Consider the following 1,173-nt stretch of genomic DNA (forward strand, 5'->3'; position numbering starts at 1 on the left):
AAGTGCCGTCCGCACGCAACGCGTACACCTCGCCGAGGGCAAGCAGTCGGGGCGAGCCAAGATCTGCTCCCGCCCCGGCGGCGGTGGGTACCTCGATCGCCTGCACCTGGTCTCCCGGTTGCAGTCCGTCGGCAGGGAACCGGCCGGGGGCCAGGGCCAGACCCACGAGTGCCTGCCCGGCGCCGGGAACGGGGATGTCGGTGAGCATGTCGCGGTTGAGCAGCTGTCCCGCGGCCAGATCGACCGCCGAGGTACGGCCGACCACCGTGGACAGGTCGGTCGCGGCGATCGCCCGCACGTCGCCGGCGACCCCGGTGGCGCGCAGGTCCTCGCCGGTCAGCACGTGTCCGGCCGGCACAGCGTGGGCGGCGACCAGGACTTCGGTCTTGCCGCCCGCACTGGAGACGAGCAGCGCGCCGGTCAGGGCGAACCCGACGATGAGGGCGATGGCTGCCCCGATCAGCCCAGGGCGACGGGCCCGGGTCGGCAGCGGTCGAGACCCGACCAGACGGCCTGGATCGTCCCCGGATCCGTGCGAGGTGCCGTTGCGCGGCGCTCTCGGTGCGTCGGTGATCTGCGTGCTCATCAGCTTCCCCCTCCGACCACGACGGTCTGCCGCTCGGCGACCGCCACCGGGAACTCGGACTGACGCTGCATCAGCGGCAGCGTCCCGGCCTGCCCACCGGATCCGCGCCAGCTCACCCGCCAGGTCACCGTGACCCGCGCGGTGTAGATGTTTCCGGGCTCGGCCGCGCTGGACCGGGTGTACGTGTAGGTACAGCGCGGTCCTGTCGCGTTTGGATCCGTCCAGGCCCGGCCCGCGCCCGCGCACTGCACCGGGGCGCCGCCGTCACCCGGCCACCACGTCGCCGACACCGGTTCGGCGCTCACCACCGCCCACACCGAACCGGCCTGGGTGCGCTGCGACGCCGGTGCCCAGGCGCTGAGGTAGAACGAGGTCGAGATGGCCACCAGCGTCGCCGGCCCCGCGCTCGACGACCGGCGTGGCTCGAACAGCGGCTCCGGCAACGGCAGCGGCAGGCGGTTCACCGCCCGCTGCGCCAACATCTCGGGGGTCTCGCGAATCGCGCGGACCGTGGGCACCCAGGCGGTGTCGAGCGTCCCGTCCGAGCAGCGCCGGATGACCCAGCCACCGGGGCCAGCGTCGGGCGG

At 73.8% G+C, this 1,173-nt stretch carries 1 protein-coding gene and 1 pseudogene; both read right to left on the reverse strand.

Going from position 1 to position 1,173, the window contains the following annotated elements:
• Positions 1-586 (reverse strand): SAF domain-containing protein (locus tag SPOPO_RS34685; RefSeq protein ID WP_019873115.1); only part of this gene is annotated, 586 nt, incomplete at its 3' end.
• Positions 586-1,173, reverse strand: a pseudogene (locus SPOPO_RS32210) (hypothetical protein); the annotation flags it as partial. The gene SPOPO_RS34685 and the pseudogene SPOPO_RS32210, both read right to left, overlap by 1 nt.

The sequence above is a fragment of the Sporichthya polymorpha DSM 43042 genome (assembly GCF_000384115.1).
In the GTDB taxonomy this organism is placed as follows: domain Bacteria; phylum Actinomycetota; class Actinomycetes; order Sporichthyales; family Sporichthyaceae; genus Sporichthya; species Sporichthya polymorpha.